The organism is Exiguobacterium sp. E17S (assembly GCF_057772545.1).
Genome location: NZ_JBYLRU010000011.1, coordinates 1 through 6,434, shown reverse-complemented (window position 1 = coordinate 6,434; position 6,434 = coordinate 1). Strand labels below are relative to the sequence as shown.

The window sequence follows — 6,434 nt, the reverse complement described above, 5'->3', positions numbered from 1 at the left end:
CACCGCCTCCTCCATTTTTATTTTTTTGACAACGACATGCACGTTTTATAGCTTGGAGGCGTACTCAAGTGGTTTAAGAGAACGGTCTTGAAAACCGTCAGGCGGCGAAAGCCGTGCGTGGGTTCGAATCCCACCGCCTCCTCCACTTCTTTTTTTTTACCCAAAAATAAATATAATCATGGAGTCGTACCCAAGTCCGGCTGAAGGGGACGGACTCGAAATCCGTTAGGGGTCGCAAGGCTCGCGTGGGTTCGAATCCCACCGACTCCGCTTTTTATGAAGCATCTCAATTCTGAGGTGCTTTTTTGTTGCATCGATTTCTTCGTGCGTGCTATGGTTGCCTACGTGAAAAACGAAGAAGAGGTGGACGAAATGAACGAACAAACAAAAGAATCCTTGCTTTCGCATTATGCGATGACGATGACATATGTAAAAGACTTAGAACAGATTTCAGAAGAGGCATGGCGAACATCGTATGCAGAAGGTAAATGGACGATTGCTGAGATCATCGGTCACTTATCACCATGGGATCGCTTCATGGTCGCAGAGCGCATCCCGTACTTGCTCGCGGGTGAACCATTCCGTGTCGCACCAGATAGCCAAGCCGTCAATGAAGAAGCGGCGAAGATGAGCCGTGAGCAGCAACGGATCTTGACGATCGATGAGTTTTTAGTCAGCCGTGACTTGTTGCGCCGTGCAGTCGAATTGATTCCGGAAGAACGCCTGCAGGACAAGGTCGTCGTTAAAGACAAAGAACTGACGATCGGTCAGTTCCTCGGAGCAATGGCTCAACATGATCTACACCATATGGAACAAATCAATCAAGTAATTGGTTAATGGGAGGGAGATGCGACACGCGTCTCCTTTTTTTTGTGCAAAAAAAGATCCGCCTAAGAGGCAGATCTGATCAGTTAGCGTGTATTGGCAATGCGAGCAACTTCAAGCTGCTTTTCAATCTTCGCGAGAATCCGGTCGATGGATTCTGGCTCGTTCAGTAAGTCGTATTCGTCGATCGACAAACGAAGTACCGGGCAGATCGTGAAGTTATTGATCCAGTTCGTATAGCGCTCGTACATCTCTTCCCAATATTCGATTGGTGTCTGTTGCTCCATCTCACGTCCGCGAAGACGAATTCGTTCTAGTACTTGTTCGAACGAACCTTCAAGATAGATCAAAAGATCCGGATGCGGGAAGAATGGTGTCATGACCATTGCGTCAAACAAACTAGAATATGTCTCGTAATCCGTTGGAGACATCGTTCCTTTTTCGAAATGCATCTTAGCAAAGATCCCTGTGTCTTCATAGATCGAACGATCTTGGATGAAACCACCACCGTATTGGAAAATCCGCTTTTGCTCCTTGAAGCGTTCAGCGAGGAAATAGATTTGGAGGTGGAAGCTCCAACGCTCGAAATCATGATAGAATTTATCCAAGTAAGGGTTCGTATCGACTTTTTCGAGTGACGTCCGGAAACCAAGGGCATCTGCTAATCCGTTTGTGATCGTTGATTTACCGATCCCGACCATACCGCCGATTGTAATGACGGCATCTGCCGGGATGTTGTATTTTTCGCGTAGCTTCAAGTTCATGCGTGGTTCGCTCCTTCATATAATTCGTTCCGGATCGTCGTCAAGACGTACTCGAGATCTTCCGGCCGCTTGACGAAGTCGAGTGCATCCCCGTCGAAACGGATGATTTTGACTTCCGGATGTTTGGCTTGGTATTCCGTGACGAATGTCTCGTAATCCTCGGCTAATTGTTCGAGATAGGCACGTGACATGTTTTCTTCGATTTCTCGTCCGCGCAGCGCAACACGTTTCATCAAGGTATCGATGCTTGCGTTCAAGTAGATGACAGCATCCGGTTTCGGCATGTCTGTCGTCAGGATCGAATAGATTTGTTCGTACTTCTCAAGATGCTCTACCTTCAGAGAGCGGTGTGCAAAAATCAAGTTCTTAAAGATATGGTAATCAGCAACGACAGAGCGTTGTTTACTGAGGTAATGACGTTCGATATCATCGAGTTGTTTGAAGCGATTGCACAAGAAGAACATTTCCGTCTGGAAGCTCCATTCTTCGATATCTTCATAGAACTTTCCAAGAAAGGGATTTTCTTCGACGATTTCGCGTAACATAGAAAAAGAGAAATGATGACTGATGGCGTTCGCAAGTGATGTTTTGCCTACACCAATCGGTCCTTCAACCGTTATGAACATATACAATGACCCTCCGTTCAGCAAAGTGCAATTTATATTTTAGCACAAAGAAGTACGACTTGCTGAAGTTTCAAAAGGAGAATTTTTTTAGAGTGAGGAGTATCATCGATGGAACGACAGGAACACTATATGCGCCTTGCGATCGAAGAGGCGAAAAAGGCAGAAGCGATCGGTGAAGTTCCGATCGGATGTGTCATCGTCAAAGACGATGAAGTCATCGCGACGGGCTACAATCACCGGGAAACGGATCAACAAGCGACGGCACATGCCGAGTTGATCGCGATTGAGGAAGCGTGCCGAAAGCTCGGGAACTGGCGACTGGAAGGGTGCGAGTTATACGTGACACTCGAACCGTGTCCGATGTGTGCAGGGGCCATCATGCTGTCGCGAATTGAACATGTCATCTTTGGTGCTGTTGATCCGAAGGGTGGATGTTGTGGAACGCTGATGAACCTGGTGCAAGACGATCGGTTCAATCATGTCTCAGAGCTGACGAGCGGTATATTAGAAAAAGAGTGTGGGGAGATGCTAACGACGTTCTTTCGGGAACTGCGCGCGAAAAAGAAAGCACGAAAGCGGGCAATGGGTTGCATCACACCAGATGAAACAGTATAATGAAAAAGCACTGAAACAAGGTGCCACTAAAAATCGATAAACCATTTGCCGTGCTAGGTGGGGATGTAGCGGTTCCCTGTCACTCGCAATCCGCTATAGCGAGACTGAATTCCATGTCGAGGGATATGATTGGTGTGGTCTGCCTCACGTAAGTAGCGTTGACGTTTGAGTCCTACGCAACAGATACCCATGAACCAGGTCAGGTCCGGAAGGAAGCAGCCTTAAGTGGTGCTCTCTGTGTGTTGTAGGGGTGCTTGGACTGAGCAGGCTGCGTGAGTAACGCATGTTGAACATATTTCAGAATATGGTGCGCGGCAGTTTAATTTTTAAAGACAAGTCTACAGCCGGTTTCGGTTGTAGACTTTTTTAGGTAAAATAGAATGAGGAACTTAAAAAGAGGAGGCGCAAACTTGGCCTATCAAGCACTATACCGCGTGTACCGTCCGCAACGATTCGACGAAGTCGTTGGACAAGCGCATATCACCCGTACGATCCAAAATGCATTGATGGAGGGACGGATGTCCCACGCCTATCTATTTTCGGGTCCTCGTGGAACAGGAAAGACGAGTCTTGCCAAAATCATCGCTAAAGCGATCAACTGTGAGCATGCTCCGGTCAAAGAACCGTGTAATACGTGCCCGACGTGTCTTGCGATCACGGAAGGATCAAGTCCAGACGTCTTCGAAATCGATGCGGCTTCCAATAACGGCGTAGATGAGATTCGGGAAATCCGGGATAAAGTCAAATATCCCCCTTCAGAAGCAGCCTATAAAGTCTATATCATTGATGAAGTGCATATGTTGTCGACAGGTGCCTTTAATGCCTTGCTCAAAACATTAGAAGAACCGCCGGCGCACGCCATCTTCATCTTAGCAACGACTGAACCACATAAAATCCCGGCGACGATCATCTCGCGTTGCCAACGTTTCGATGTGAAGCGGCATGAAGTCGATCAACTCGTAGAGCGGATGCAATATATCTTAAAAGATCAATCGATCGAGTATTCGGATACGGCATTACGATTGATCGCCCGAGCGGCGGATGGTGGTATGCGTGATGCGCTGAGTCTACTCGACCAAGCGGTTGCTTTTTCGAACGGTGATTTGAACGATGCGGCTGTTCTTGAAGTAACAGGGGCAGTAGAAGATGAAGCGTTATTGAATATTGCCCGTGCCTTACATGAACATCAAGTCGATCAGTTGTTACAGACGCTTGAGACGATGCAACGAGCGGGGAAAGACTTGAAGCGTTTCGTTGAGGATCTCGTCTTCTTTTATCGAGACACGTTGTTGTTGAAAGCCTCGCCTACAGCGGTCGATTTGCTAGAGCGTGCGCGTCCGACGGATGAGTTCAAACAATTCGTTGAATCGATTGAAGCGGAGACGTGCTTTACGATCATTGATCAGTTACATGACTGCCAACAACAGATGCGGTTGACGAATCATCCGCGAGTCCTCGTTGAGATTGCCTTCATTCAAATTGCGGAACAAGGGAGAACAACGGGACAAATCGTCCAATCGTTGCAACAGGAAGTCCGCGAAATGAAAGAACAGATGCACCAGTGGAAGTCAAATGGTGTTCCAGCACAAGAAGCGGCTGCACCACAAGCACAGCCGAAGCGAAAACAAGGACGACCAACCGTTCGAATCGCCAAAGAGCGGATTCGTCAAATGTTAGGACGAGCGGAGAAAGCCCAGTTGCGCGAGATTCAAGAACGCTGGGATCACATCTTAAAATGGATTTTAAAAGAAGATGGCCCCATCTACTCGTTACTCCATGAGAGTAAACCGGTTCTTTGTTCAGCGGATACGTTGCTGATTGAATTCGATGACGGTAAAGGATGGCACTTTGAGCAGGTCATGACGAATGAACGAACACGTTTCGTGATTGAAGAAGCGTTGTATGAAGTATGCGGCGTCAAACGCGAAATTTTAGCGATTCTCTCAAAGGATTGGCATGAACTGAAGGCAGAGTTTGTTGCTAAGCGAAATAGTAGTAGTATAGAAGAGAAGGAAACAAAACAAGAATCGGAGAGCGATCAGTTATTGTCCGAGACGCTTGGTCGTTTTGGTGATATCGTAGAGTTCGAAGATTAAATTCGAGGAGGAATACAGATGCGCGGAATGGGAAACATGAACAATATGATGAAACAGATGCAGAAGATGCAAAAGGATATGGCGAAAGCACAAGAAGAATTGAAAGATTTGACAGTGACAGGTACAGCAGGCGGAGAAATGGTCTCAGTCGTCGCTGATGGTCATAAAAATATCGTAGATGTCATCATTAAAGAAGAAGTCGTTGATCCAGATGATGTTGAAATGATTCAAGATCTCGTCTTAGCTGCAACAAACGATGCTTTGAAAAAGGTCGATGAACTCGTAGCAAGTAAAATGGGGAAATTCACACAAGGTATGAATCTGCCGGGAATGTTTTAATTCGTAGGAGGAAACCACTTGCAATATCCTGAAGCGATTAGTCGTTTGATCGAAAGTTTTACGAAACTGCCGGGGATTGGTCCGAAGACAGCAGTTCGTCTAGCGTTTCATGTCCTTGATATGGAAGAGGACGATGTCTTGATGTTCGGAAAGGCATTGGTCAGTGCGAAGCGCGACATTGCCTACTGTAGTGTCTGCGGGAATATCACGGATCAAGATCCTTGTTATGTATGTACAGATAAACACCGAAACCGTACGATTGTCTGTGTCGTCCAAGATTCAAGGGATGTCATTGCAATGGAAAAGATGCGAGATTACCAAGGGTTGTATCATGTCTTGCATGGAGCGATCAGTCCAATGGAAGGAATCGGTCCAGAGGATATCAATGTATCTAGCCTACTGACACGTCTTCAAGCGGACGAAGCGATTACGGAAGTCATCTTAGCAACCAATCCGAATATCGAAGGAGAAGCGACAGCGATGTATCTATCGCGTCTCTTAAAACCGACGGGTATTCGGATCACTCGAATTGCCCATGGTCTTCCGGTTGGTGGAGATCTTGAATACGCAGATGAAGTGACGTTATCTCGTGCAATGGAGGGACGTCGCGAACTATGAGTTGGTTTCGAAAGAAGATTCGCAGTGAGTACGACCAGCGTTTGTTAGAAGAATTAGCAAAAGCAAAAGAAGATTATTTGATGAAGCGTCATCTCTTAGAAATCAGCTATGATGACTACGGTGATTTAGAAGCACAAATGAAGTTAGCGGAATCACTGTATTTCTTCTATATAAGCGAAGCAAAAAGAAGACGCGTCTCATTGATGATGAAGTAAACCGCAGCCATTCTTGTCTGCGGTTTTTACATGCTCTAAAAAAACTATAAGTTATTTTAATAAAGTAGTTGCGCATGTCTAATTATCGTGATATATTAATTCATGTCCTTAAGAGGACGAGCGCTTACGGCAAACAAGTAAAAAACAATTCCAAAAAAGTTGTTGACTTCTTGTTTCAGACTTGGTATTCTAATTGAGTCGCCAAAACAGGCGTGGACGAACTTTGAAAACTGAACGATGAGGCAAAAATCGTATTCTACGGAATACAAAAACGAATGAAGCGCAAGCTTCGTCAATCGTGACTTCGGTCACAAAAACGAGCAAGTCAAACACTTC

General features: G+C 46.0%; 8 protein-coding genes, 2 tRNA genes and 1 other RNA gene. 9 read left to right on the top strand and 2 right to left on the bottom strand.

What is annotated here, in order from left to right:
- Positions 1-54: 54 nt before the first annotated feature.
- The 3 genes from AC3B4V_RS16085 to AC3B4V_RS16075 all read left to right on the top strand — a co-directional run bounded on the left by AC3B4V_RS16085 (position 55) and on the right by AC3B4V_RS16075 (position 837).
- Positions 55-145, top strand: a tRNA-Ser gene (locus AC3B4V_RS16085).
- Between the two features lie 35 nt (positions 146-180).
- A tRNA-Ser gene (locus AC3B4V_RS16080) sits at positions 181-270 on the top strand.
- 102 nt (positions 271-372) lie between these two features.
- A complete protein-coding gene (locus AC3B4V_RS16075; protein WP_064299181.1) occupies positions 373-837 on the top strand; it encodes a DinB family protein in 465 nt (154 codons plus the stop codon).
- Between the two features lie 74 nt (positions 838-911).
- Here AC3B4V_RS16075 and AC3B4V_RS16070 read toward each other — a convergent pair whose 3' ends face one another.
- Both AC3B4V_RS16070 and AC3B4V_RS16065 read right to left on the bottom strand, forming a co-directional pair.
- The gene (locus tag AC3B4V_RS16070; RefSeq protein WP_023469877.1) at positions 912-1,589 is read right to left on the bottom strand and encodes a deoxynucleoside kinase; all 678 of its coding nucleotides are present in this window, start codon (positions 1,587-1,589) and stop codon (positions 912-914) included.
- Positions 1,586-2,215, bottom strand: a complete 630-nt coding sequence (locus tag AC3B4V_RS16065; protein WP_050679045.1) for a deoxynucleoside kinase — start codon at positions 2,213-2,215, stop codon at positions 1,586-1,588. Before AC3B4V_RS16065 ends, AC3B4V_RS16070 begins: the two co-directional genes overlap by 4 nt.
- Positions 2,216-2,323: 108 nt before the next feature.
- Between AC3B4V_RS16065 and tadA the strand changes: the two genes are divergently transcribed.
- The 6 genes from tadA to AC3B4V_RS16035 all read left to right on the top strand — a co-directional run bounded on the left by tadA (position 2,324) and on the right by AC3B4V_RS16035 (position 6,098).
- Complete coding sequence (tadA, locus tag AC3B4V_RS16060; protein WP_149426588.1) at positions 2,324-2,830, top strand: tRNA adenosine(34) deaminase TadA; 507 nt, start codon at positions 2,324-2,326, stop codon at positions 2,828-2,830.
- A gap of 48 nt (positions 2,831-2,878) precedes the next feature.
- An RNA gene (gene ffs, locus AC3B4V_RS16055) (signal recognition particle sRNA large type) lies at positions 2,879-3,145 on the top strand.
- Positions 3,146-3,240: 95 nt separating this feature from the next.
- On the top strand, positions 3,241-4,926 hold the full coding sequence (dnaX, locus tag AC3B4V_RS16050; RefSeq protein ID WP_214809637.1) for a DNA polymerase III subunit gamma/tau: 1,686 nt from the start codon (positions 3,241-3,243) through the stop codon (positions 4,924-4,926).
- Between the two features lie 18 nt (positions 4,927-4,944).
- The gene (locus AC3B4V_RS16045) at positions 4,945-5,265 is read left to right on the top strand and encodes a YbaB/EbfC family nucleoid-associated protein (RefSeq protein WP_023469881.1); all 321 of its coding nucleotides are present in this window, start codon (positions 4,945-4,947) and stop codon (positions 5,263-5,265) included.
- Between the two features lie 18 nt (positions 5,266-5,283).
- The gene (gene recR, locus AC3B4V_RS16040) at positions 5,284-5,883 is read left to right on the top strand and encodes a recombination mediator RecR (protein WP_023469882.1); all 600 of its coding nucleotides are present in this window, start codon (positions 5,284-5,286) and stop codon (positions 5,881-5,883) included.
- Complete coding sequence (locus AC3B4V_RS16035) at positions 5,880-6,098, top strand: YaaL family protein (protein WP_023469883.1); 219 nt, start codon at positions 5,880-5,882, stop codon at positions 6,096-6,098. The genes recR and AC3B4V_RS16035 overlap by 4 nt, the downstream gene beginning before the upstream one ends.
- Positions 6,099-6,434 lie beyond the last annotated feature (336 nt).

What these genes read in the sequence shown, in the direction of transcription:
- tadA (WP_149426588.1), top strand. Translation starts at nt 2,324, where the DNA reads ATGGAACGACAGGAACACTATATGCGCCTTGCGATCGAAGAGGCGAAA.
- AC3B4V_RS16045 (WP_023469881.1), top strand. Translation starts at nt 4,945, where the DNA reads ATGCGCGGAATGGGAAACATGAACAATATGATGAAACAGATGCAGAAG.
- AC3B4V_RS16075 (WP_064299181.1), top strand. Translation starts at nt 373, where the DNA reads ATGAACGAACAAACAAAAGAATCCTTGCTTTCGCATTATGCGATGACG.
- AC3B4V_RS16070 (WP_023469877.1), bottom strand. Translation starts at nt 1,589, where the DNA reads ATGAACTTGAAGCTACGCGAAAAATACAACATCCCGGCAGATGCCGTC.
- AC3B4V_RS16065 (WP_050679045.1), bottom strand. Translation starts at nt 2,215, where the DNA reads ATGTTCATAACGGTTGAAGGACCGATTGGTGTAGGCAAAACATCACTT.
- AC3B4V_RS16035 (WP_023469883.1), top strand. Translation starts at nt 5,880, where the DNA reads ATGAGTTGGTTTCGAAAGAAGATTCGCAGTGAGTACGACCAGCGTTTG.